This window comes from Blautia massiliensis (ex Durand et al. 2017), assembly GCF_001487165.1.
GTDB lineage: Bacteria > Bacillota > Clostridia > Lachnospirales > Lachnospiraceae > Blautia_A > Blautia_A fusiformis.
The window spans coordinates 3,125,529-3,149,084 of record NZ_LN913006.1 but is presented as its reverse complement, the minus strand read 5'-3'; the positions used below and the strand labels follow the sequence as shown (position 1 = coordinate 3,149,084).

The following is a 23,556-nucleotide window of genomic DNA, read 5'->3' as shown; positions in this document are numbered from 1 at the left end:
CTGTTGGAACGATGTGATTTTTCTTCTATTAGCACATGCCTAAAAAATCAAATCAGTGAAAGCAATCAGATGAACCAACCTGATTTTTTATACGAATTATTTGAAGATTTTATGAATGATCCGATAAATGAAGATTTTTCTATGGATAATGGTCTAATTTGCCGCTGGATAACCGGACAAGCAAAAATCAGTCCCAAAATAACCTCATATTATGCAAAACCCAGCAATCAGAAAAAACTGGCAACAACCATTCAGCGGAACTTACTTCCCTTAATGGCAGACTGCAACATGGTTATACAGGACATTTACACGTTATTCATACAGGACGATACGATTTCGGATACAAAAAAGCAGGAACTTGTATCTCTATATAAACCTTCTGATTCAAGGCTGTTGTTTTTAGCAAAAGTACTTTCTTTTGGTATGGAACGGCAATTTATTAAACGTGATACAAGAAATCAAAAACTGATTGCAGGAGGTGTTCTATCTCCGATTGTTCTGGATTACATTATGGACAGCGAAGTCCCAAAACCATGCCGTCATTTTCTAGGAAGAGAAGAAGAACTGGATGAACTCCATACTTTGTTTGAAGAGAACCGACATATATTTCTTTATGGAATTGCCGGAATTGGAAAAAGCGAGCTTGCTAAAGCCTATGCAAAGCAATACAGAAAACAGTACACCAATATTCTCTATATGGAATACACCGGTAATCTATATCAAGATATTGTAGACATGGATTTTATTGATGATCCACCAGAAATCAGTGAGCAGGAACGTTTTCAAAGACATAACCGTTTCTTACGCTCTTTGAAATCTGATACACTGCTGATCATAGACAATTTTAATGTCACATCCACACAGGACAGTTGCCTGTCAGTCGTATTAAAATACCGTTGCCGGGTTTTATTTACAACCAGAAGCCAACTGTCTGAATACTGTAGTTTTCAATTAAAAGAACTGAAAGATATACCCACTCTTTTTCAACTGACATCTGTATTTTATTCAGAAGCAGAGGAAAACCGGGCAATCGTAGAAAAAATCATAGAAACTGTACACTACCATACTTTTGCTGTCGAACTGGCAGCCAAACTTCTGGAAAATGGAATTTTAACTCCAGAGCAATTATTGATAAAACTTCAAGAGGAAAAGGCTTCTCTTCATAATGAAGATAAGATTAAAGTAATGAAAGATGGTCAGAGCAAAAAAGCCACCTATTACAACCATATCCATACCCTGTTTTCGTTATACTCCTTATCACGGAAACAGCAGGATATTATGTGCAATATGTGTTTTATGCCTTCATCTGGTATTTCTGCCCGTATATTTTCCAAATGGCTGGAGCTGCCTACTTTAAATGACGTGAATGATCTGATCGAGACAGGTTTTGTACAGTCAAGTCTCCGGCATACTATTTCTCTGCATCCAATGATTCAGGAAATTGCAGTTTCCGAGACCGCACCTTCTGTTACAAGCTGCCACACGTTATTGGATTCTCTGCAAAAAATATGTTTGATGCATGGCATTGAAGTTAGCTATTATAAAAAATTATTTCAAACAGTAGAAAACATCATGCTTTTCATTGAAAAGGACGATATTCCCCAATACCTGTTATTTTTAGAAGATGTTTTTCCATATATGGAGAAGTACCACTATCAAAAGGGTATGAAAAAAATCATCCAGGAACTACAGCATTTTATAAAAGCAAATACTTACGGGACTGCATCTGACCGTGCCTTACTATTGGATTATCAGGCAACTCTGGAACCCAAAACAGAAAAAGCGATAAAATTAGAAAAAGAAGCACTTGCTCAAATAAAAGAAACCACAAAAGAAAATGCCCACCTGGTTTCCAACCTCCATTCCAATCTTGGAGGGCTTTACCGAATCAACGGACAACTTGATCTCGCTAAAAGGCACATGAAAATGGGTATCTCTCTTTTACAACAATACCAGCTTCTTTATACTAATGACAGTATTCCTCAGATTAATAATTATGCTGTCCTCTTAATTGAAATACAAGAACCTGACCTTGCCCTGTCTGCTCTTCAGAAATTAGCACAGATTATCAAAGAATATAATTCAAACCACTGTTTGGATTATGCCCAGGTACAGGAATCCCTTGGAAGTATCTGCCTGATCACTGCAAATATTTCGCAAGCGAAAACCCATTTTAAAAAAGCCTTGAAAATTTATGAGGATATATGGGCAGACGAACCCGAATTGATTGAAGAAAAATATCAAGCAATTCAAGAATTGTATCCACAAGCTGGAATTGCTCTGGCAAAAAGTATTCTTCTCACCAAGCACTAACGGTTCCTACAAACACTTGTAAAATATATTGCCTCAATAATGTAAACGCCTAGTTTTGAGATACACTCCAAGACTAGGCGCTTGTCCATTTCCATTTTTTCTTAGACATGGAGCGTTTACATAAGGATCACTTTTCTTTTTTTGACACTTTTCGCTCCTCCTATCTCAAATTTTTTATAGTCTAGGTATATTGCCTTCATCAATGCCTGAGAACTTGTAAATATGCTCCTCTGCTTGTTCAATATGTAATAAAAGCAAATGCTCCGCCTATAGTGAATTCTCCTTTTATTATAAAAAGCCCACTTAATATATATAATAACGCATTTACAACCGTGTCTATTACTACAACACTGACAGTACTATATTCATCTAGCATTGCGTTCTTTTTATATGAATCCATCAAATCTTTTTGCAGACCTTCAAATTGAGATTTTTTTACCTGAAACAGATTCCAGAGCTTCATTTCATGAATTCCATTTATACACTCGGCAAACCAACTCATAAACTTTCGTTTATCCTCAATCCACTGTTCAAACACTTCCCGTTTCTTGTTTGCACAATAGGACACTATTATAAATTTCAGTGGAATAATTGCTTCTATCAATATTGCTAATTTCCAGTCTAATAAGGACAGCCCAACTACTCCTCCTATTATTTGGAGAATTGATGATATAGAAAACTGAGTAATCTGATCCACAACAGATGACACATTATCAATATCCATACCAATTGTATTTATAATCTCTGCACTTCCTCTTTCAGCAAAATACTGTATTTTCATCCTATTGATTTTCCAGTAAGTCTTTTTATAGAGAGAATGTGTAAACTGATTATGTACATTTGAAAATAATTTTGTTTGGATTATATTTAACTCTTGCTGGGTTAAAGAAATTATTATTAATATAACAGAAAATAAAAGAATGTATTTCATGTTTTTCTGCAATATACCACAATCTGTTATTTGTCTTATAAGCAGTGGGTGTATAAACGTTATGAATGATGAACCCAAAAGGCAACAGATAATCCCTGGAAAATACTTTTTATATTCACACAACATTTTACAAATTCGATACCATGTTTTCCCATTTTCTCTCATATCCAATTGCCATCCTCACTATTCGTTAAGCAAAATATTGACAAACAAGCTCATATATATCCTCTATATTGTAAGTTATTCCTATTCGATCTTCTGCATACAATTCATACATATTATTTTTACGCACAATATACATATCTATATCTGATGCCTTACTACTTTCAAATATTTCTTCCTCTTGATTCAAAAGAATAATATCAGGTTCATAAGCTATATATACTGTATAAAGGATATCGTTCAATGACTCATTGGAATCGTCATAATATTCTAAAGGAATTACATTTTCATCTAAAGGATTTTTCTGCAGATTTATTGCGTAATAACCGTTCTGACTAAACATCACTTTTAGCTGTATCATTTCCTCGTAATCTAAATCAATACCGGCAATTACCGGTATCTCTATATTGGTTTTATCCCTTATTACATTTTCTAGTATATCCGGATAATCAGATTTATGCGTTGCTATAGTCATCAAAAAGTCCATAACATCATCAAATCCTGCTGTGGGCTTTCTGTTTAAATATGTAGCAATATGTCCAGTGACAACAGGAGCCGCATAACTATTGGCTTGATTTACGATCCCATTCCACGAAAAATTTGCTATAATAGAATTCTCAATATTATAACCTTTTTGTTCTTGAAACAGAATTTGACCATTTCCCAAAAGACCATAACGATCCTGCCTGACACCAAAAACACCTGGATATGCAGCTGGATAAGTCTTTATATTTCTGTTATGATATGCTGCTACTATAATCGCATCAGCATCAAGTAATCTTTTTATTTGAATCCATAAGGGTTTAATATCAAAATAATTGATTGTTCCAAGACTCATGTGAATTAACTTTATTTTATTTTGAATACACCATTCCAAAGCTTCCAGCAAAACTGTGATCTGTGTTGTTCCTGCAGAGTCAGTCACATTCAAGTCCCATAATTCTATATCACTACATATGCTTGTGATAATTCCGACGCATACAGCGCCATGGAATGATTTATCGTCTTTATACTCACTTGGATCGCATTTAGAAGCCAAAAAAGATTTATGAACAATCCTTTGATTCCTGTTATTTCTCATATGATAAGGTATACCGTTATCAATCAATGCGAGCTTAATCATTTGCACTATTCCTATTCTTACCTGTTATATATCCAAGCCAAATATCGCATATTTATTATTCTCATGATAAACCTTGTAATTCTATGGTCAATAAAAATTCAAGTGTCGCTGAACCCTAATATGCTTCTCCAATCACACTGCCATCATAAGCATTGATCACATAAGAAAGCTCCTGTAGAGAATTTCCACCAATACTTTCCCTGACAGTAAAAATCCATGCTGGAACCAACCATGCGTGTTTCGGCTCCTGATAGGCTGTGGTATAAGTATACTGCAATTTTGCGTTTACCACATCATACTCCAGTGCGGTAGTGTCGTTGGCAGACTGGCCTTTTCCGGAATACCAATAAAAAATCTGATCTGTCAGCTTTGCCTGTATTTTTTCAAAAGGCAGAAGCTTTGTATTTTCCGTCACCGTACAGACTTCTTCCGATATCCCATCCCATTTAAAATATTTAATTCCTTCCTCTGTTATCAGAATAGAGATTGTTTCTACCTGGAACGGAGGCACATAACTATCCACTGTTTCTTCCGCAACCACGCCATCAGGAACTGAAGTAATACCCTCTACACTTTTCGAAAAACAATACAGATATCCCGGTAATCCTCTATCCAGATCTCCCTGCCACAAAGCATCACTACCAAGTCCCAGACCATTGCGCTCTGAACATGCGCCATTCGGGAACCACACGGTACGATCAGAATCTACAAGGCCCATTCCATCGATACCTAAATCCTCTAAAACTTGTTCTGCCTGTTCCTTTCCATCTTCCTCTGTAAAGGTGATCTTGTCCATGCACTTTCGATACGCATCTGCCAGTTCATGAAATTTCTCTGTATAGCCGTTGGTATCCATGCCAAAGCTACTGTAATACTCACTCTGCATTTCCTCAGTTTCTATTGTTTCTTCTTCTATAAAATTAGAACCCTCCATCCAGAGAAAACTACTGTCATTGTCAATTTCCTGATTATACCGCTCTGCTTCTATATATGCCTTCCTGTCCTCGCCCACATCTGCAGTAAAATAATCCTCTGTATCTGTGTTTTCCAATTCAGTACTCATCCAACTCCGTGCCGCTTCCACACCGTGATCCTCTGTTTTTTTTTGAAATTTTATCTCCATCTTTTCCGGTGCAGACGCTTCATCCGGTGCAAGCTCCATCCCCTCTCGGGTTGCGTTTTGAATCCCTGCAATCGATGTAGAATATGCTGATTGCAAGTAACTTCCTTCCTTGCTGGAAATCCTGTCTAACACTTCCTGATACGCATCCTTTGTCACCATCTGTGGCATATATAGTTCCTCACCGTCCGTAAAATAATCAATCAATCCATTCAGTTCTTCCTGCGTTAACTCGTGATTTTGCATCTCTATGACTGGAAGATTGCCAATGCTTTGTTCGCCCAACTTAATATCTGCCTGGATAACCACACGGTCGTTGCTTTTCTTTTCTTCAAATTTCCAATGCGTTGGAACATTTGTCTCTCTCTTTTCTCCTTTTTTAAGAGGTTCACAGACAGCCGCCTCGCTAATCCCATCCACTTTGCTGACTACCGAACTCTCCTCTGGTGTTTCCTGACAGCTGGAAAGAATAATACACAACGCACCTACCATAATTGCTAGAACACTTTTTTTCATTTTTCCTCCATATATCTTATAGAATTGTCGCTTTTTCACGAAACTTCAATTATAAACTCTTTAACTTATAAATACCTTCCTGACACTATTAACGTTTTCGTATATTTTTTAGAAACAGACTACCTTATTTATTTTGGAATTTGCGCCAAACAATATGCACACATTCTCAAATTCCAACATCCTAAACATTTTTCTTTAATCATCTTACCATGGTTAAGTAGGAAACTCATTTTATCAAAATCAAATCCCGAATCCAAACTTCCGATGCACATTTCTGAATCTTCTTCCGAAACTCTTTCACATGGAAAAAATTCACCTTTTGTATCCACAAATAGTCTTCTAACTGCAGGAATGCATGGACCACCATGATGTGTTTTTTTGCCTTCAGCAACATGACTATGTAGCTGTTCATATAATAACTCAATATCTTGCAGTTCTCTTCGCAACAATCGACTTTGTGCATCCCATTTTCGCTTCTCTAATACAGATAAAATCATCTTTATATATGCTAGTCGATGTACTCTGAAATTTTTTTGTGTTATGCGCGACAATGTCTCATCTTTTAAACCAACTGGATTTACATAATTGAAATTCACTGTCCCTGCTTCAAACAGCTCTTCTTCCGAATAAAATCGATATATATATTTTCAAGATCTGATGAAGAACTAATAACACAATTAAACAAAACTTTTGAATAGTACTCTTCATTGTAAGCTTTCAGTCTACTCAAATTTTCTAAAATAATGTCAAATGAACCTTTTCCTGTTTTAAATCTTCGATTTATATCGTGACTTTTCTTATCACCATCAAGGCTAATCATAAGATTAAACTCATATTTTACCAAAAATTCTATGACATCTTCTGTCATTAAAGTCCCATTAGTCGTCATAGTAAAAAGAATTTTTTTATCCCCTTTACGTTGTAAAATATAGGAAACACATTTCTTAATCAATTCAAATTCCAGAAGAGGCTCACCCCCATAAAATGATAATGCAAGTTGATCCGCTTTTTCGCTTCTTTTCAAATAAAAGTCTATTGCTTTTTTGGCTGTCTCGAAATCCATCCTATTTGACGTATGGGAACGATTATAGTAGTTTCCAGAATATGCACAATATTTGCATCTCAAATTACACTGCTGAGTTACCTGCAAAATCAGATTGCCCATATAATGTTCTGCCAACAAATGTAAGTTTTCTGTCTCAGGATGCTCAATTTCTTCTATCGCAGTCTCACGCAATAATCCGCTTTTCACAAACCGTCTTAACACTCCATCAGGAACCAATTTTGTCTTTTCCACAGTTTTTAATATCTGATATTCTTCATCATTCACCATAACTACAGAATCCAAAGAACGATCATAAAAATATTTCTGCATTGGTGTTTGAATGCATTTAATTAATACCTTTCCCATATTCTTTCCCCCGTATTTTTATTTTATCTGCGTCAGGACACCTGCATCCATCTCACAGATCGTATCGCAGAGCCATTCGATCTCCAGCATGTTATGTGCTGCGATAAGAATAGTCTTCCCTCGTTCCTTTAATCCCCGCAAAAGCTCGCAGACCTCTCCTGCCCCCTGCTTGTCCAGACCATTAAAAGGCTCGTCCAATATCAAAAGCTCCGGATCTTCCATGATTGCCTGTGCGATACCAAGACGTTCACGCATTCCAAGAGAATACTGTCCTACCTTCTTTTTAGACAGAGGATCAAGCCCTAGGGCACGCATCGTCGCCCTCACATCGTCATCGGAAATACGGTGTTTCAGAGACGCCAGTCTCTTTAAATTCGCAAAACCGCTGAGATCCAGAAAGAAGCCAGGGTTTTCAATGATAATGCCTACGGAATCTGGAAAGTCCAGCTCCTTCCCGATCTGTTTTCCCCCTACGAGCACTGTGCCGCTCTCAGGTTGTAAAAATCCACAGATGCATTTAAACATTACGGTTTTCCCTGAACCGTTAAACCCCATAATCCCATGAATCTTCCCTTTTTCAAAATCATGGGTAATGTTCTTTAATACTTTTTCTTTTTGAAAGGATTTTGTCAGTCCCTTCAACCTGATTGCATATTCCATTTTGCCCTCCATTTATTCGTTTGTCTGCGTAAAAGAGAAATTATAGCCCTTAATTCGGACGGCTGACAAGCCGATCAGCGCTATGATTAATATTGCAAATATGAACATGCTCATCCCGATCCCTGGCAGGTAATCATAACCAAAGCTGTGCATGGGAAAGGTAGCTTGGTTCAACGGAGACAGCCAGCCGCAGAACACGTTCGCCCTATATTCCTGACTTTCTGTAAAATGAAACAGTTTCCGGAAAACATCTGGGTTCAGCAGGAGCCCATACAGACTGACTGCAAAAGCACCGATCACCCCTGCCATATTTCCCGCAGCCAGATTTAAAAACAACATGAGAACTGCGATAAAAAGAGTATATAAAAGTACAAGTCCAAACACTATTGCTGCGCACATATAAGGAGTTGAGCTTTCCATTGTTTTTATGGAAACAGGAACGGTTATGCTCTCCCCACCGCCATAGCCCAACATTGCCGCTGTTTCGCTCCACACATTTCCCGTAAAGGAAAAGGGAGCTCCCATAATTCCAAGCATCACAGCCAAAAAAATATTATAGATCACAGTCGCCAGGATCACATAGATAATCTGACCCGCAAGCCATATCTTCCGTTTTGTGCGTACAAGCCAATACGGAGTTGCCTGACTGATAAATGGCATGTCCGCAAAGAGCAGGATTAAAAGCAGGGAGGACAGCATAACAGAGGATGCATCCCCATATGTCCAAATAAACGGCTCGAATACCTGAAGGATTGTCTCATATTTTATCGCATGGGAAATAATCTGATCCGACAGCATCAGACATAATATAGCTGCCAAAATAAAGGTCATCCAGATCCTCGGACTTTTTTTCCATCCATAGAAATTCTGGCCTGCAATCCAAAAAGCCTGTTTAATATCACGCATACCGCAACCTTCTTTCTATTGCGCACATAAAGATCAGTGCCGTTAAAAAACTTCCAACCGCTAATATAGCAATGCAGAAGATATCATTGTAGTAAATAGACGCCGCCCAATAGCGGGGACTCAGAAAGAATGCTTTTTGATAGTAACGCTCCTGAAATACGGTCAGGACATAATAAAGAATAAAAGGAACGGCATAGGACATATAGCGATTTTTTGTTATGACAGCCGACGTACCGCCAATTAGCGCCCAAAAAGCGCCATTTAAAAACAATCTCAGAAAGCTTACCGCCGTTCTGCCCACAAGCACTGCCATCTCATAATTTCCGTCAATCAGAGAAGGATACTGACCGAACCTCAGTATACAGATTACAAGAAGGAACACCATGGCTAAAAAAGCTGTCAAACCTCCGGAGACCAACAATCCTGCTGCTTTTCCTACGAGATACTGTTTTCTCCCTGAACGGATATAACTGAACAGAAAAAAACGACTGTGCAGCTCAGCCTCCGTATTCTCTCCACCCGCAAAAGCAACGGCAATGGGAACAAACAGAAGCATATTAACGCTGTTCATACAATAGGTGTATGCTACGAACCAGCCTGGTCCTTCTGCAGATCCGCCTGCATTTATGATCTTCTGCAACATCTCATGCTCAGACATCAGGGTAGCCGAAACGATTAGAAAAATCCCCAAAATAAAGCGAATGCTTCGAATATTGTTTTTTATGTCCGTTGCCAACACATTTCTCATACGCTTTTCTCCTCACTTCAAACAGCTATAGACTTGATTTTTTTATTTTTATAAAATCCTAGTTTTTTGCAATAATATCACTATTTGTATAAAACTACACTCCTTATCAAACAACAGTTAAGGACTTGCAAAAACTGTTGTTCCTACTGAAAGCATTGCAACAGCTGTAAAAATTGATAATATTTTAAATTTTCTATTATTCTAAGTTCTACAAATACATAAGCCGCCAGTTAAGTACGATTAGTTTTATTATAATTCAATAAATTCCATCCAACTTTCCACATTTTATTGTACAATATTACCATTTATATAATAACATGTCAACATTTAATGAACGTTTATAACAAAAAAATGCAGGGCTATAAAAAACTAAAGAAATTGCTCTATTTTACAAAATTATATCCTATTTTTCAATTCCAACTCAATTTTCCCTCAATGTCTTTTTCCTCCAACTTTCGTATGCTTATCTCACAGCAAAGCAGTACCACACCGGTACAGCCTGCTGAATTAATCAATACGAAAATGGAGGTGTTTTTTATGCGAGAACTCAGAAACACAAAAATCATTGCTGTAGATCACGGCTACGGCAACATGAAAACAGCAAATACCGTCACACCAACCGGAATCAAAGCCTATGAAACAGAACCCATCTTCACCGGGAATATTCTGGAATATAACGGCATTTACTACCGGATTGGCGAAGGACACAAAGAATTTATCCCAGATAAAGCTATGGACGAAGAATATTATCTTCTAACTCTCATGGCGATTGCAAGGGAACTGAATGTCTTTTCCATCCGTGAAGCAGACGTTCATCTGGCTGCCGGGCTTCCTCTGACATGGATCAGAAACCAGAGAGAAGATTTCCGTTCCTATCTGCTCCAGAATCCAGAAGTCCATTACCGATTTAACAGCAAAGAGTATCATCTCCGTTTTGTGGGATGCAGCCTTTACCCGCAGGGATATCCGGCTATCGTAAACCGACTTGGAGATTTCAAGGGGACAAATCTTCTTGCAGATATCGGCAACGGAACCATGAACATTCTGTATATCAATAATAAGAAAGCACAGGAAAGCCGGTGCTGGACAGAAAAGTTTGGCGTAAACCAATGCATGATTGCCGCTAAAAACGCTGTTCTGGACAACTTCGGAGTAAAGATTGAAGAATCTACCGTAGAGCAGATTCTGCGGTTTGGAACCGCTGACATTTCAGCGTCTTATCTGGATTGTATTACTGCTGTTGCCAGACAGTATGTCACAGATATTTTTGCCACGCTCCGCAAATATGAATACAATCCTGGCCTGATGCGCCTGTATGTGGTCGGAGGCGGTGGATGCCTGATCCGTAACTTTGGAGCGTATGACAAATCACGAGTTACCATCCTTGATGATATCTGTGCCACTGCCAAAGGTTATGAATCTCTGGCTTATATGAGCCTGAAAAGGAGGGGATAAGCCATGCAGAACCATATCCGCAACACAAACCTGCGATTTAATCTGGACAAAGACCAGCAGCGGAGAGCCTGGGAATATTTACAGACGATGGACAGACAGAATTTTAAATCTTACAGCCAGGTAATCTCCCTTGCACTGGTCGATTATTTTGACCGCTACTACCGCACTCAGGCTGATCCCTATCTGGAAACAAGGGAACGGGAAGAACTTTTTGTGAAACAGATTGTAGAAGCAGTAGAACACAGCCTGAAACAGTCATTGCCGATTTTTCTGTCCGGGCTGACTGCAGGCATGTTGGAAAGGGAATCCCCCATCAGGATGCCCTTTCCAGCTCCTGAAAAAGAACAGCCGGATCGTGATATAGACTGGGATTTTCTTGGAGAATAAACCATTGTGATTGGAGGTGAACACATGACGGACTTTCTGACAGCAGACACAAGCCTGCCATCTTATATGATGTTTCCCCGTTTTCTTCTGGACATGGAAATAAACGAAACTGCCAAAATGCTTTATATGATCCTGCTCGACCGTGCAAGGCTTTCCCAGAAAAATGAGGGCTGGTCAGATACAAATGGTCATGTGTTCCTCTACTTTACGATTGAAGCACTGGCAGAAGTTCTCCACAAAAGCCAGATGACGGTGAAAACTGCTCTGGCAGTACTGGAAAAACAAGAGCTTATCTTCCGAAAACGGCAGGGACCCGGACACCCTAATCGGATCTATGTAAAAATCCCGAAAGAAACCCTCAGCAATACAGACAGAATTCTTTCCTCAAGACAGACAGAAAACTGTCCTATTGACAGACAGGATTCTTTCCCTGATACAGACAGAAAACTGTCCAGTAATAAGAAAGAGATAAAAAAGAACCATTTAACAATAAGAGGGAGTAAAGAGCCACGCTCACCCTATGGAACATTTCAAAATGTTTTTCTGTCAGAGACGGAGCTGGAAAATATCCGGCAGACAATCCCTGACTGGCAGGACTATATGGAACGCTTATCCGGTTATATGGCTTCTACCGGAAAGCAATACCAAAACCATGCAGCTACCATCATCCGTTGGGCAAGACAGGATCATCCTGTTTCCCGGCAACGAAATTATGAAAGTGAGGAATACGAAACATTATGACAACATTTACAGAAAAACCAACAGCTATCACACCAAACAGAGAGCTTCAGTCTGATGAATATTTTAACGAAACAAATCACCTGATCTACTGTTCCAAATGCAATACGCCAAGACAGTGCAGGCATGAATTACAGGGAAAGGTTCTTATTCCTTCCATCCGCTGTAAGTGCCAGCAGGAGATCTTTGAACAGGAGGAAGCCCAGAGAAAACTTCATGAAAAGCAAATGGAAATAGAGCATCTCAAAACCAGCGGCTTACAGGACAAATCACTTTATGACTACACCTTTGCCAAAGATAACGGCAGCAATCCGGAAATGAAACTTGCACACAATTATGTAAGTAACTGGGAAGAGATGAAAGCAAACGCTTCCGGACTTCTCATCTGGGGCGATGTCGGTACTGGAAAATCTTTCTTTGCAGGCTGCATTGCCAATGCCCTTCTGGAAAAAGGCGTCCCGGTACTGATGACCAACTTTTCCCGGATTCTGAATACCCTTACCGGAATGCATTTTGAAGACAGGAATCAGTTCATCCACAGCTTAAACCGCTACAGCCTTCTGATCATTGATGACCTCGGAATTGAACGGAACTCTGACTTTGCACTGGAACAGGTATTCAATGTGATTGACAGCCGTTACCGCAGTAAAAAGCCCCTGATCATAACAACCAATCTCACTTTATCAGAGCTGAATAACGCCGCTGATATCGCACACAAGCGAATTTATGACCGGATTCTGGAGAGATGTGTTCCCATCCGTATCAATAACCGGAATATCCGTCAGGACAATGCAACAGCTAATTTAAAAAAAACGAAAAAAATTCTGTTAGATAATCACACTTCAAACCAGAGTTGAAACAAAGCAGCATCGCACAATAACTATTTTTCACTGACAGTAGTACTACTTTCTTTTCTTATTTATCACCAGAGACATGCCACTGTCAGTTATCTAAAACTATAGTACTAAACCACAAGATTTTAAAACTAAATCGCCCGGATACGGGCATAAAAAGGAGGTGCCAGATATGGCAAATAAAAGAATTATGACACCAGAAGAAAAAGTGCTTTTACAGGCAAAACACAGACTGGAAGAAATCGAAGCAAGAAACCGTAAAAAGGAACGTAATGCCAGAACACGCAGATTGATTCAAGAAGGAGCGATTCTGGAAAGCATTGCTCCACATATTAAAGAAATGGATTTAGATACCCTAAAGCGGGAGCTGATGCTCCGGCTAAGAGGAATGTAAATACACAAGTTCTACTCCCGAAGGGCGCACTTACTCACCACCCGATAAATCGGGCGGTGGTATCCCCTACGGGGCTCGTGCGCTCTGCCGAGGGCTATCCGCTGTTGCAGGCAACATCGAAAGGAGGTGCCAGATATGGCAATTTATCATATGCAAGCCAAGGTCGTCAGCCGTGGTTCCGGGCGGTCTGCTGTCGCTGCATCTGCTTATATGAGCTGTAGCCGCATATACAATGATTACGATGGCATCCAGCATGACTACACCCGAAAACATGGACTGATCTATCAGGAAGTAATGCTTCCCCCTATGGCTCCGCCTAAATGGAAAAACCGGGAGCAACTCTGGAATGCTGTAGAAGCTGCTGAAAAAACAAAAGACAGCCGACTGGCAAGAGAATTTGTTGTCGCACTCCCTATTGAGTTGGATAAAGACAGCAATATTTCTCTTCTTCAGAATTTTATTCAAAAGAATTTTGTAGATATGGGAATGTGTGCCGATTTCGCCATTCACGATACAGATGGTCACAATCCCCATGCACACATTCTACTTACTGTCCGTCCATTAAACGAAAACGGAACATGGCAGTATAAAACCGAAAAAGAATATCTATGCATCAAAGATGGAGAGGAAAAGGGATTTACTGCTTCTGAATTTAAGGATGCTCAGAAAGAGGGCTGGGAAAAACAGTATCGTTATAAAGCTGGGAAAAAGAAAGTATATCTGACTCCCTCGGCAGCACAGGAGAAAGGTTATGAACGTATCGACAAACATCCAAAAAGCACCCGGTATGGCAGACAAAACCCGATTTCCGAACAATGGAACAGTGAGGAACAGCTCTGCCTCTGGAGAGCAAACTGGGCAGATGCCGTAAATAAAATGCTTGCCCTTAATCAGATAAATGCCGCCATTGATCACCGCAGTTTTGCAGCTCAGGGAATCACTGAACAGCCAACCATCCACGAAGGCTACATTGCCCAGAATATGGAAAAGAAAGGCATGATAGCAGACCGGTGTGAAATCAACCGTCGGGTTCGTGCGGATAACAGAATACTACGGGAATTAAAAACACAGATAAAAAAATTGGTTCAAGCTGTCGAAAAATCTATTCCGGTAATTGCAGAAACATTAGAAGCAATCCGCAATCATATGATTTTTACACAATATCATTTACTTCATAATGAAATGCAAAAAGAAGTGATCCATGACTGGATGCAGCATTTTCGTCCTATCCTAAATAAATATGATACCATTAAGAAAAAGCTCAAAGCGAAAGTTACTGAAAAGAAAGAACTAAATGTGCAAAAAAGTAAAACCAGTATTCTAAATCCTTTCCAGCATATAAAGTTAAACCAGCAGCTTACAACCGTAACAGAAGAAATCGAGGAACTGAAATCTGCCAAAGAACAGCTGCTGTTTCAGGCTGAATGCTCCACAGAGAAAGATATGGCGAGCCTTTCCAGAAAATACGACCAGATGGATAAGAATCTGGATATTCTCGATTCTCAGGATATGGCTCTCAAAGAGCAGCTTGAAAAAGATGCTGTCGCTTTCCAAGAGGAAAAACTCCGGCCTAAACCAGAGCAATATACAGAATTACTGGATGCCAGAATCCAGATACGACCTACTTTCCGAGAGAAACTGATTGAGCAGCTCAAAGGTACTTTTGGTGAATATTATGACTATCACTATCGTGATATCGCAACCCATGAAGTGGATGATCTCAATATGGAAGATCCCTATAGCTTCTCTCATCGTACCTGGGAACTTGAATATCAGAGGAAACAGGAATTGCAAAAAAAACATCCTGTTCAATCCAGGCAAAAATCGCACAACACAGAACTATAATGTTTAAACTACTAATATAAAAAATATCCCGTTTTCTCAAAACAGTTATATTGCTTCATCCCAATAATTCACAAACTGCTAACCACCGAGCAAAAGTGAGGCACAAAGTGCGTAAGCATAATTTGATTTCTTTCCGCTTACGCACTCTCTTTTTATCTTGAGCAAAAAATTCCTACTTTGTAAAGCCAACAAATGGGGTTTGGGGGGCTCCCAAAGTGCGTTTGGATATCCAAACGCTATGCTTGCAAAACCAGTTCCACTAATTTCCCTCGATACTCCCTTCTTCTAAAATCAATGATAATTATAACATTGCCAATTTTGTAAAGTAATAATCAACTTAAAATATAGACGACAAACAATAAAACCATGATACTGTTACAAAAAGCAGTAGCATGGTTTCTTTATATTTCATTATAGATTTTCTCTATCTATCATATTTTCTATTGTTTCTGAGAAACAACACTCTTTCAAATCAATACTTTTGTCCATCTTCACAAGATTTGTATATTTCTCATCTGTATAGTGTTTTGATATTACAGCAAATACTTTATATGTAGGCTGTGCTGTTACATCTCTGATGTCCTTTTTCAGCAATGTGTTCGGTACATTTAATTTCGTATTTTTATCTTTTACGAAGCCAATACAACCACATATATTCCCGGCAGCTTTTTCTGTATATAATTTCGGTCCTCGATCTGTAAATTCTCCTATCATTGTTACGTTTTTCTTAATAAGCATCATACGTTCCAATATATCCAATTTTTGCCCCGTAGAGCCATCTTTTGCAAAAACAAAATCATTTTCTGTTAATCGCTTATCCAGGCATTTCTGGTAAAAATGAATTGCAGAAGCTGTCTCTTTTTTATTCAATCGAACTCCTGTCAAATGTAAAAAATTGTATCTATGGAAAACAACTTCATATCCCTGTACAGATGACAAAATCTTATTACTTTCCTGTAATTGCTTATTCACCTCTTTCGGTAAGCCATATAGGAACAAAACCTTCTGATCCTCAAGATGTTCTTTATATAGTTGTGCCGCTTTTGTCATAATCTGAATTGCACGTCTTTTGTCCATAACTTAATCCTTATCCCATAAAATTTAGAGAAGGGAATGTTCACGCCGCAGCACTAAACATTCCCTTCTCATGGTTGATTTTTCCGTTGTCTGCCAACCTCCAGCACCTTCGTCTGGAAAATATCAGGTTTTTCCGTTGCCTGCCAACCTCCGACACCTTCGTTCGGAAAACGTATCAGATTTTAGGTGTCAACCCACCGCTGATGCACAGCTTTTCTAATTACATTTTACACGAACTATGTGGAAAATGCAATTACAATTTTATCTTATGATGCCCTGCTACATTTTATACACTATTTATCTTACATTTCATTCTTGATAAATTATCTCTTTATCCACAATCTCCCTCGCACATACTTGTATATTGTTCATTCTTCCTATCCATTCCAAGACATTTTCCACCTTTAGCTGTTCTGTAATGCCTTGTGCCTGTTTCATCTGTTCTACAAGTCTTTCAAAGCGTTCCTGTGCCTGTTCTTCTATATCAGCCAAATAACCATTCAGCCTGCCGCTTGTAAGCATATTCAGATATAGCAATCTGCGGTATTCCTTCAAATACCGCAAATGTCTTTGTCCCCATACACCGACAACCCTTTGTTCTTCTTCCTTCGGTAAGGTAAGAGCAGGGATAAGATAATCCCCATGTCTGATATAAGTACCGCCCATCTCTTCAAAAATTGTTTTCTTCATTGTCTGTTCTACCTTTCTTATCGTTCTCTATTCATAGATTTTCTTTACGACCGTTCCAATTTTACAGTAACAATAATTCTTCAATTTTCAGTTCACATTGCCCCTCCCGAAGAAGTATGATAGAATAATTCTATTAAATTGAATCGGAGGTGCCACATGGCTATCAGTTCCAACAATATTCAGGTCTATACTACTTTGTCCAAAGAACTGGTTGCTGAGATTGATAAGGATGCAAAAGCGAACTATCGTACACGTTCCCAGCAGATTAACATGATCCTGACCGAGTATTATAAGACTCAAACAACAACCAAACATGAATCCGAGTAAAACACTGAATTGCCTGAAAACACAGGAAATATCAGTGTTTTCTTATGTTTTCCCTTAATTATAAGGTTCATGAGAACCATAATTATTCCCAAAGCTGACGTTTATAACGATCGGTTTTCTCATCTTCACTGCCTGCCGTATCAGGTAATCAATACCCTCCATCAGCTCCGTTGTCCGCGGAAATGAATTTTCCCGTGGATTTCCCATCTTTACCACCAGAAGATCACTTCTATACGCAACGCCTCGATTCACTCCCTCCGATGCTCTCCCATTTCCTGCTGCTATTCCAAGAACTGCTGTTCCATGTCCGCTGAAATCCCCAGACGGAACAAGGCGCCTGCCTTCGGTTTCCCCGAGTGCAAGCGCCTCATCAATTTCTTCCTTCGTATATTCAGTTCCTGATACATAGCCTTTCGGTGGATTTCCAGCTACACTCTGATCCCACAGTCGCAGGATCCGGGTACTGCCATCCTCATTTCTGAAATCCGGATGAAAATAGTCCACTCCGGAATCCACAATGCCCACCAAAATCCCTTCACCGGTTAAGCCATCGGCTCCATTCTGCACCGACAAAATGCAGCTTGCCTCCCGCTCTTCAAAGGTCTCAAAATAAAGTCTCTTGGGCTTTTCTATAAACTCGATCTGCTCTCTGACTGAATATGCAGCAATTTCCGATTCCGGCAATGTCACTACTGCATAACCACCAAGCAGCGGGACCACCTGGATCCTCTCACCACCAAGTCCGCTTTCCGGGCCACTGTACTTCACGATCACATCCCACAACCTGGTGGTGGGATCATATCCCACATTCAGATTTTCCGATTTCGCCCGCTCCTGCGGCAGGGCATTCATGGCAAGATTAAGAAGATTCTCTATTTTCTGATCTGGCATAAGGCTTTCATTTCCATTGATACATTTTTTTTATTATATGCAAAGCCTTCGTTTAAAGCACCAACCATCTGTTCCAGCATTTCTCTTTTAATTCCGGGAACGAAGCTTAACAACGGACGAAGCGGCATTCCTTCCATCATCGCAGCCATCATTTCCTGATTATTTAAAAAGACCCTTGGTTTTTCTGTCAGCGCATTTATTTTGCGCTGCAAGCTAGAGGAAGGTAAAGAATTGCTGCAATACACTAACAAATCCATCAGTACGATCAGTACCTTTTTATGCTTCTCCAGCCAAACAAAAATACGTAATCTCATCCGATAATATTATGCCGTTGCTTTTTTATCATCTGTCTTCTCAAGCAGTTTCTTCACGCCCTGGATTGCTACCAGTACACCAAGGATCAGCAGTAATACTGCAAATACAAGCTGTAAGGTGTTTCCAAGATCCAGCCCTGTTGTTATCAGTGCCTTTGAAAGCTTTGTGATGGTCATACCAAGTGCTGTGAAAGTAACTGCCATCATGAATACCATCGGGATCCAGAGCATGCAACCCTGACGTTTTGTTTTCTTTAAGAATACTGCACAGGCTACAAGAGCGAGTACAGATAACAGCTGGTTTGCGGAGCCGAACAGCGGCCAGATTTCTGCATAGCCGACCTTTGTAAGCATGTAGGCAAGTACCAGTGTAATGACTGTTGCGAAATATTTATTTGTTACTACCTTCAGGAACGGGCTCATGTTTTCCTCATCTGTATCAGAATCAAGGAAAAATTCCTGGAATGACAGACGTCCGACTCTGGCTACAGAATCAAGAGAGGTCAGTGCAAATGCGGATACAGCAAGGTTGATCAGGGTAAATACCAGGGAATGCGGAAGGCCAACTACAGAAAGGAAGTTTGCGATAGCACCTGCAAAAATCTGCGGCTGTGTTGTAAGTCCCTGTGCTGCTGCTTCACCATCTGCAAAGGATGCAACTGCGATCAGTGCGATGATGGCAAGCATACTTTCCATCAGCATTGCTCCAAAGGAAACAGGAAGCATGTTTTTCTCATTTTTGATCTGCTTGGATGCAGTACCGGAAGATACAAGTGAATGGAAGCCGGAAACAGCACCGCAGGCGATGGTTACAAACAGGATCGGGAACATATACTGTCCGTCTACGTTAAAGCTTGTAAATGCCTTCAGGTTACAGGAAGGATTGGCAACAAATACACCGATAACCGCACCGACGATCATAAAAATGAGCAGATAGCTGTTCAGATAATCACGTGGCTGAAGCAGTGCCCATACAGGAGCGACACTGGCGATCAGGATGTATACAAAAATGATGATATGCCAGGTTCCAAGACTTACATACATGGGGAAATTAAGTCCCAGCACAATTGCTGCTACCAGCAGTAAAATTGCGACTGCAGTGTTGACCCATTTGTTGAATTTTGTATATTTAAGGAAAAATCCAAGTGCAACAGCCTCAAATATAAATAACATGGAAGTGGTTGCAACAGCTCCGTTTGCCGCTACCTTTGTAACTGTTCCTGCATCATTTACGGCAAATCCGTTAAAGGTTCCTGCTACAACATCTGCAAATGCGGCAACGACCAGAATACAGAACAGCCAGCAGAATAAAAGAAATAATTTTTTTCCAAGCTTTCCGATATACGCTTCGATGATATATCCGATCGTACGTCCTTTATTCTTTACGGATGCATACATGGATGCAAAATCCTGCACAGCTCCGAAAAATACACCACCGATGAGGATCCATAACAGAACCGGCAGCCAACCGAAAATTGCGGCCTGGATCGGTCCGTTGATGGGACCTGCACCTGCTATGGATGCAAACTGATGTCCAAATACTACATTTGTATCAGCCGGTACATAATCAACTCCGTCCTCCATTTCGTATGCCGGAGTTTTTGCTTTCGGATCAATTCCCCATTTGTTCTGGAGATAACGGCCATACAGAAGATATGCGCCTCCGAGAACTACAATGGCTATGATCATCATTGTTATTCCGTTCATAATATCAACTCTCTTTCCTTTGTATTTTTTATACATGATACAATGACCGTAAAACAGTTATTGCATCAAAAAACGCCCTTGCTATCCTTTCGGATAACAAAGGCGGAATGTTCCGTGGTACCACTTTGTATTATCGTATTTATTGCTAAACGCGACCACTTATTACTGTCATATCAAACAGCCTCTTCTGTAACGTGAAGACTACGTCCCGGCTTACTTAACCTTTCTATTCAGCGGGATGCTCCCAGGTGATATCACAAAATACCTTCTGCCGCTTCTCACCAGCTGCGGCTCTCTGTGATCCGGTCTGCTTCTTGTGATCTGTCCTGTTCCATGCATTTCTCTTTTTTATTTATCTAATGTTTTACTCCTTTTTTTATAAAAATTCAACAAATAATTTATATATATTTTATAAATTTGCATATGTTTTTTTATGCATTTTTTAGGTAAAAGCCAAAACACGGCGTATGTAACGAAGCCAGATCTAATCCCAGCTCTGCTTTACAATCCGTTTCCCGTCACATACGCCGCATTATCCATTATTCAGAAAATGTATATCTTACCATGTATCCTTTTCCGTCACCGGTTACGATCACGACTCCGCCATCGGGATTCTCGATCTTATCAATGATCGGAAATCTTCCTTTTTCTTTTACGAAAGCTTCCGGGCTCTCGATATTTGCTTCAATGATCTCCTGCTGAGAATGACGATCGCCGCCGCAGGGATTAATGGTTTCAATAATGATCTCATATTCCTTCATACCCTTCACCTCTTTCATTTAATGCAGTTTTTCAGTTCTTATACTTACATTTTATCGTAAAAATCCCAATCATGCAAAATGCGTTCTGCACAAATTTTCAGAGGATTTATTGGTATTTTTCACTACATTCAGACTTTTTCTGTTTCCGGATGTTATCTTCCTCAAAGAAGGCTTTTTTATTCTACAAAGTGGATCCTGCTCTCATCAAAACGATCCTGCTGCATTCTGCTCTCTGCTGGGTACCCCAGGGCAAAAAGAGAAAATACCTCCACATTCTCCGGAAGCTTCAGAATATCATGGATCAACGCCATACGATCCTTAAGCGGTGCAATTCCGATCCACACGCCGCCAAGTCCCAGTGCATCCGTTTCCAGCCAGATATTCTCCTGTGCGATAGACATATCGATCTGTGCCATATCCTGAACAGGCAATCCCTCTTTCCGATATACCGGAACGATCACAACCGGTGCACCTGCTGCACATCCGGAATAGGGAGTGGCTTTGGAAAGCTCCAGGATCTTCTCCTTATCTGTCACAACATAAAATTCCCACGGCTGCTGATTACATGCGCTTGGCGCCTGCATACCTGCTTTCAGGATCTGAAGGATCTTTTCCTTCTCTACGGGTTTATCTTCATATTTACGGATACTTACTCTGTGAAAAATATTCTCCATGCTATTTTCTCCTCGTCATACTCATATCACTTGTTACAGTTCATACTCATCATACAGCTTCTGACGCCATTTTACATCCGTCATCACACGCTGCACTTCATCCGACCGTCCATCCAAAAACAAACGATTGATCACTCCCACCGGTATATACAAATTATACCACATCATCAAAACATAAAAACCCCATAAAACGTATTTTTACAAACTCTACAGTAACTTAAAATGGAAAACGCTCCAGAATACGAAGCTTTCAGAATGTCCATACAGACAAGAATCCTATAAGATATAATAACCATACCACACATCAATAAACAAATCACTCAAAACTGTTCCAAAAATTCTCCCATAATCTGACACCGCCACCATCTGAAAACTCCCGGACAGCCAAACATCCGGGAGTTTTTCTTATATCACTTATAATCTTCAGAAATTATTTCTCCTGCACATTGATAATAACCTTCATGGTTGTCTCACGGTTCTCATCAATATACTGATAAGCCTTCAGATAATCTGCGAACTTAAATGTCTTTGAGATCAGCGGCTTTAAATGAACCTTTCCCGCATTTACAAGATCAATGGCATCTACATAATCATCATGGCGGTACATCATAGTACTCTTGATATCCAGCTCGTGGTCATTGGCAACAGCAAGGTCAACGGTTGCCATATCCGCAAATACCGCTACCAGTACGATCACGCTGCCTTTTCTCGCATACTGGATGGCCTGTCCCATGGTGATGTTATTTCCGGCACAGTCATAGATCACATCTGCCTTATCCGGACCAAACGCCTCTACCAGTGCCTCTCCGAAATTTTTCTCCTTTGTGTTTACACAGATATCAATGCCGCACTCTTTTGCTTTTGCAAGACGAAGGTCACTGACATCCGTGATCATAACCCTGGCTGCCCCCATTCCTTTGGCTGTCTGCGCAACAAGATTTCCGATGGGACCTGCACCGATCACTGTGATGTTCATCCCTTCTACATCGCCCATCTGCTTCACGGCATGGACTGCAACTGCCAGCGGCTCGATCATTGCACCTTCCTCGTAAGACATCTCCTCCGGGATCGGTGTTACCTTAGATGCATCTACTGCAAAGAATTCAGAAGCTGTTCCTGTTGTCTGGAAGCCCATAACCTTCAGTTCCTCGCAGAGATTATATTTTCCATGGCGGCATGGATAACAGTGTCCGCAGTATACCTGAGGCTCGATGGTTACTTTCTGGCCAACCTTAAAACCTGTCACATTCTTTCCAAGTCCCGTGATCTCACCGGATACTTCGTGTCCCTGTGTTACCGGATATTTTGTAAAAGGATGCTTGCCGTGATATACATGGATATCTGATCCGCAGATACCAATGTTCATGATCTTAACCAGAACCTGGTCATCTCCCACTTCCGGAACTGGAACCTCTCTGAAAATAATCTCTCCTGGATTTGTCATTACCTGCTGAAGCATCTTATTCTCCTCCTTTAATTTCTTTCTATTGCATATCATCTTTTATTAATTATTTTATTAAAGTAATTACATTATTATTCTTTTCTCCTGATC

Annotated in this window: 25 protein-coding genes; 8 read left to right on the top strand and 17 right to left on the bottom strand. The window is 40.0% G+C overall.

Going from position 1 to position 23,556, the window contains the following annotated elements; translation table 11 throughout:
• Positions 1-69 precede the first annotated feature (69 nt).
• Positions 70-2,313 carry a tetratricopeptide repeat protein gene (locus tag BN3261_RS15385; protein ID WP_005428247.1) on the top strand — a complete coding sequence of 748 codons (2,244 nt, stop codon included), beginning with the start codon at positions 70-72 and terminating at the stop codon, positions 2,311-2,313.
• Between the two features lie 238 nt (positions 2,314-2,551).
• On the opposite strand, the gene BN3261_RS15380 is transcribed toward BN3261_RS15385, so the two are convergent.
• The 8 genes from BN3261_RS15380 to BN3261_RS15350 form a co-directional block, all read right to left on the bottom strand.
• Positions 2,552-3,409, bottom strand: a complete 858-nt coding sequence (locus tag BN3261_RS15380) for an ABC transporter transmembrane domain-containing protein (protein ID WP_015526198.1) — start codon at positions 3,407-3,409, stop codon at positions 2,552-2,554.
• 25 nt (positions 3,410-3,434) lie between these two features.
• Positions 3,435-4,529 carry a S8 family serine peptidase gene (locus tag BN3261_RS15375; RefSeq protein ID WP_009245400.1) on the bottom strand — a complete coding sequence of 365 codons (1,095 nt, stop codon included), beginning with the start codon at positions 4,527-4,529 and terminating at the stop codon, positions 3,435-3,437.
• Positions 4,530-4,644: 115 nt separating this feature from the next.
• Positions 4,645-6,165 (bottom strand): DUF6034 family protein, encoded by a 1,521-nt coding sequence (locus BN3261_RS15370; protein WP_005428257.1) that lies wholly within the window; start codon positions 6,163-6,165, stop codon positions 4,645-4,647.
• 128 nt (positions 6,166-6,293) lie between these two features.
• On the bottom strand, positions 6,294-6,761 hold the full coding sequence (locus tag BN3261_RS18015; RefSeq protein WP_235812395.1) for a hypothetical protein: 468 nt from the start codon (positions 6,759-6,761) through the stop codon (positions 6,294-6,296).
• The gene (locus BN3261_RS18010) at positions 6,758-7,576 is read right to left on the bottom strand and encodes a radical SAM protein (protein ID WP_235812394.1); all 819 of its coding nucleotides are present in this window, start codon (positions 7,574-7,576) and stop codon (positions 6,758-6,760) included. Before BN3261_RS18010 ends, BN3261_RS18015 begins: the two co-directional genes overlap by 4 nt.
• Before the next feature lie 18 nt (positions 7,577-7,594).
• A complete protein-coding gene (locus BN3261_RS15360) occupies positions 7,595-8,236 on the bottom strand; it encodes an ABC transporter ATP-binding protein (RefSeq protein ID WP_009245407.1) in 642 nt (213 codons plus the stop codon).
• Between the two features lie 12 nt (positions 8,237-8,248).
• Positions 8,249-9,142 carry a hypothetical protein gene (locus BN3261_RS15355; protein WP_005428264.1) on the bottom strand — a complete coding sequence of 298 codons (894 nt, stop codon included), beginning with the start codon at positions 9,140-9,142 and terminating at the stop codon, positions 8,249-8,251.
• A complete protein-coding gene (locus tag BN3261_RS15350) occupies positions 9,135-9,890 on the bottom strand; it encodes a hypothetical protein (protein WP_005428267.1) in 756 nt (251 codons plus the stop codon). Before BN3261_RS15350 ends, BN3261_RS15355 begins: the two co-directional genes overlap by 8 nt.
• A gap of 537 nt (positions 9,891-10,427) precedes the next feature.
• Here BN3261_RS15350 and BN3261_RS15345 point away from each other — a divergent pair.
• The 6 genes from BN3261_RS15345 (at position 10,428) to mobQ (ending at position 15,563) form a co-directional block, all read left to right on the top strand.
• A complete protein-coding gene (locus BN3261_RS15345; RefSeq protein WP_009245410.1) occupies positions 10,428-11,345 on the top strand; it encodes a ParM/StbA family protein in 918 nt (305 codons plus the stop codon).
• A gap of 3 nt (positions 11,346-11,348) precedes the next feature.
• On the top strand, positions 11,349-11,732 hold the full coding sequence (locus BN3261_RS15340) for a hypothetical protein (protein WP_005428271.1): 384 nt from the start codon (positions 11,349-11,351) through the stop codon (positions 11,730-11,732).
• A gap of 24 nt (positions 11,733-11,756) precedes the next feature.
• Positions 11,757-12,473: a replication initiator protein A gene (locus BN3261_RS15335; RefSeq protein WP_005428274.1), complete on the top strand. Its 717-nt coding sequence runs from the start codon at positions 11,757-11,759 to the stop codon at positions 12,471-12,473.
• On the top strand, positions 12,470-13,327 hold the full coding sequence (locus BN3261_RS15330) for an ATP-binding protein (RefSeq protein WP_005428275.1): 858 nt from the start codon (positions 12,470-12,472) through the stop codon (positions 13,325-13,327). The genes BN3261_RS15335 and BN3261_RS15330 overlap by 4 nt, the downstream gene beginning before the upstream one ends.
• Before the next feature lie 169 nt (positions 13,328-13,496).
• Positions 13,497-13,718: a hypothetical protein gene (locus tag BN3261_RS15325; protein ID WP_005428277.1), complete on the top strand. Its 222-nt coding sequence runs from the start codon at positions 13,497-13,499 to the stop codon at positions 13,716-13,718.
• Between the two features lie 135 nt (positions 13,719-13,853).
• Entirely contained in the window at positions 13,854-15,563 is a 1,710-nt protein-coding gene (gene mobQ, locus BN3261_RS15320; RefSeq protein ID WP_023924145.1) for a MobQ family relaxase, read from the top strand.
• 411 nt (positions 15,564-15,974) lie between these two features.
• Here the strand turns inward: mobQ and BN3261_RS15315 are convergent, their stop codons facing one another.
• Complete coding sequence (locus BN3261_RS15315) at positions 15,975-16,640, bottom strand: PBECR4 domain-containing protein (protein ID WP_005428282.1); 666 nt, start codon at positions 16,638-16,640, stop codon at positions 15,975-15,977.
• Between the two features lie 309 nt (positions 16,641-16,949).
• Positions 16,950-17,330: a TnpV protein gene (locus BN3261_RS15310; RefSeq protein WP_005428283.1), complete on the bottom strand. Its 381-nt coding sequence runs from the start codon at positions 17,328-17,330 to the stop codon at positions 16,950-16,952.
• 156 nt (positions 17,331-17,486) lie between these two features.
• Here BN3261_RS15310 and BN3261_RS17835 point away from each other — a divergent pair, with 156 nt between their 5' ends.
• A complete protein-coding gene (locus BN3261_RS17835; protein ID WP_005428285.1) occupies positions 17,487-17,657 on the top strand; it encodes a hypothetical protein in 171 nt (56 codons plus the stop codon).
• 54 nt (positions 17,658-17,711) lie between these two features.
• Here the strand turns inward: BN3261_RS17835 and BN3261_RS15305 are convergent, their stop codons facing one another.
• From BN3261_RS15305 to BN3261_RS15285, 7 genes are all read right to left on the bottom strand, one after another.
• Positions 17,712-18,548, bottom strand: coding sequence for a S8 family serine peptidase (locus BN3261_RS15305; protein ID WP_059086710.1), 837 nt, complete (start codon positions 18,546-18,548; stop codon positions 17,712-17,714).
• Positions 18,530-18,862: a hypothetical protein gene (locus BN3261_RS17830; protein ID WP_199874132.1), complete on the bottom strand. Its 333-nt coding sequence runs from the start codon at positions 18,860-18,862 to the stop codon at positions 18,530-18,532. Before BN3261_RS17830 ends, BN3261_RS15305 begins: the two co-directional genes overlap by 19 nt.
• A 9-nt stretch (positions 18,863-18,871) precedes the next feature.
• A complete protein-coding gene (locus BN3261_RS15300) occupies positions 18,872-20,569 on the bottom strand; it encodes a carbon starvation CstA family protein (protein WP_059086709.1) in 1,698 nt (565 codons plus the stop codon).
• Between the two features lie 539 nt (positions 20,570-21,108).
• A complete protein-coding gene (locus BN3261_RS15295; protein WP_059086708.1) occupies positions 21,109-21,330 on the bottom strand; it encodes a hypothetical protein in 222 nt (73 codons plus the stop codon).
• Positions 21,331-21,506: 176 nt separating this feature from the next.
• On the bottom strand, positions 21,507-22,004 hold the full coding sequence (locus BN3261_RS15290) for a nitroreductase family protein (RefSeq protein WP_059086707.1): 498 nt from the start codon (positions 22,002-22,004) through the stop codon (positions 21,507-21,509).
• Positions 22,005-22,037: 33 nt separating this feature from the next.
• On the bottom strand, positions 22,038-22,175 hold the full coding sequence (locus BN3261_RS17825; RefSeq protein WP_161209391.1) for a hypothetical protein: 138 nt from the start codon (positions 22,173-22,175) through the stop codon (positions 22,038-22,040).
• A 259-nt stretch (positions 22,176-22,434) separates the two neighbouring features.
• Positions 22,435-23,463 (bottom strand): zinc-dependent alcohol dehydrogenase, encoded by a 1,029-nt coding sequence (locus tag BN3261_RS15285; protein WP_059086706.1) that lies wholly within the window; start codon positions 23,461-23,463, stop codon positions 22,435-22,437.
• Positions 23,464-23,556 lie beyond the last annotated feature (93 nt).

Coding starts and splice junctions, on each gene's coding strand:
- BN3261_RS15385 (WP_005428247.1), top strand. CDS start 70: ATGAACCAACCTGATTTTTTATACGAATTATTTGAAGATTTTATGAAT.
- BN3261_RS15380 (WP_015526198.1), bottom strand. CDS start 3,409: ATGAGAGAAAATGGGAAAACATGGTATCGAATTTGTAAAATGTTGTGT.
- BN3261_RS15375 (WP_009245400.1), bottom strand. CDS start 4,529: ATGATTAAGCTCGCATTGATTGATAACGGTATACCTTATCATATGAGA.
- BN3261_RS15370 (WP_005428257.1), bottom strand. CDS start 6,165: ATGAAAAAAAGTGTTCTAGCAATTATGGTAGGTGCGTTGTGTATTATT.
- BN3261_RS18010 (WP_235812394.1), bottom strand. CDS start 7,576: ATGGGAAAGGTATTAATTAAATGCATTCAAACACCAATGCAGAAATAT.
- BN3261_RS15360 (WP_009245407.1), bottom strand. CDS start 8,236: ATGGAATATGCAATCAGGTTGAAGGGACTGACAAAATCCTTTCAAAAA.
- BN3261_RS15355 (WP_005428264.1), bottom strand. CDS start 9,142: ATGCGTGATATTAAACAGGCTTTTTGGATTGCAGGCCAGAATTTCTAT.
- BN3261_RS15350 (WP_005428267.1), bottom strand. CDS start 9,890: ATGAGAAATGTGTTGGCAACGGACATAAAAAACAATATTCGAAGCATT.
- BN3261_RS15345 (WP_009245410.1), top strand. CDS start 10,428: ATGCGAGAACTCAGAAACACAAAAATCATTGCTGTAGATCACGGCTAC.
- BN3261_RS15340 (WP_005428271.1), top strand. CDS start 11,349: ATGCAGAACCATATCCGCAACACAAACCTGCGATTTAATCTGGACAAA.
- BN3261_RS15335 (WP_005428274.1), top strand. CDS start 11,757: ATGACGGACTTTCTGACAGCAGACACAAGCCTGCCATCTTATATGATG.
- BN3261_RS15330 (WP_005428275.1), top strand. CDS start 12,470: ATGACAACATTTACAGAAAAACCAACAGCTATCACACCAAACAGAGAG.
- BN3261_RS15325 (WP_005428277.1), top strand. CDS start 13,497: ATGGCAAATAAAAGAATTATGACACCAGAAGAAAAAGTGCTTTTACAG.
- mobQ (WP_023924145.1), top strand. CDS start 13,854: ATGGCAATTTATCATATGCAAGCCAAGGTCGTCAGCCGTGGTTCCGGG.
- BN3261_RS15315 (WP_005428282.1), bottom strand. CDS start 16,640: ATGGACAAAAGACGTGCAATTCAGATTATGACAAAAGCGGCACAACTA.
- BN3261_RS15310 (WP_005428283.1), bottom strand. CDS start 17,330: ATGAAGAAAACAATTTTTGAAGAGATGGGCGGTACTTATATCAGACAT.
- BN3261_RS17835 (WP_005428285.1), top strand. CDS start 17,487: ATGGCTATCAGTTCCAACAATATTCAGGTCTATACTACTTTGTCCAAA.
- BN3261_RS15305 (WP_059086710.1), bottom strand. CDS start 18,548: ATGCCAGATCAGAAAATAGAGAATCTTCTTAATCTTGCCATGAATGCC.
- BN3261_RS17830 (WP_199874132.1), bottom strand. CDS start 18,862: ATGAGATTACGTATTTTTGTTTGGCTGGAGAAGCATAAAAAGGTACTG.
- BN3261_RS15300 (WP_059086709.1), bottom strand. CDS start 20,569: ATGAACGGAATAACAATGATGATCATAGCCATTGTAGTTCTCGGAGGC.
- BN3261_RS15295 (WP_059086708.1), bottom strand. CDS start 21,330: ATGAAGGAATATGAGATCATTATTGAAACCATTAATCCCTGCGGCGGC.
- BN3261_RS15290 (WP_059086707.1), bottom strand. CDS start 22,004: ATGGAGAATATTTTTCACAGAGTAAGTATCCGTAAATATGAAGATAAA.
- BN3261_RS15285 (WP_059086706.1), bottom strand. CDS start 23,463: ATGCTTCAGCAGGTAATGACAAATCCAGGAGAGATTATTTTCAGAGAG.